This window comes from Caballeronia sp. ATUFL_F1_KS39 (assembly GCF_023630985.1).
GTDB lineage: Bacteria > Pseudomonadota > Gammaproteobacteria > Burkholderiales > Burkholderiaceae > Caballeronia > Caballeronia zhejiangensis.
In genome coordinates this window covers 1-252 of the sequence record NZ_JALQDZ010000118.1, presented here as the reverse complement: position 1 = coordinate 252, position 252 = coordinate 1, and the positions used below count along the sequence as shown (strand labels likewise).

The window sequence follows — 252 nt, the reverse complement described above, 5'->3', positions numbered from 1 at the left end:
GTACACGACTCCGTTGTCGAGGTACGTGTTGGTGCCGTCCGAGAGGAACGCGCGGGTGACGACGGTGGCAGTGCCTTCGATGTCACCCGGGGTGCAGACCAGGCGGCAGTACGGGGCGTTGGTGCGGAGACGAGTGGACAGCTTGGCACGGGTGAGGCCGGTAGCGAGAACGCCACCGAGGCCAGCACCGGTCAGGGTGCCGTCAACGGTCCAGCCGTTGACTTCGTCGTAGGCGAGGACGCCGATGACGCC

General features: G+C 67.1%; 1 protein-coding gene. It reads right to left on the bottom strand.

Features of this window, described 5'->3' with window-relative positions:
• A partial coding sequence (locus NCR93_RS31800) for a hypothetical protein (RefSeq protein ID WP_250532482.1) occupies positions 1-252 on the bottom strand: 252 nt, incomplete at both ends.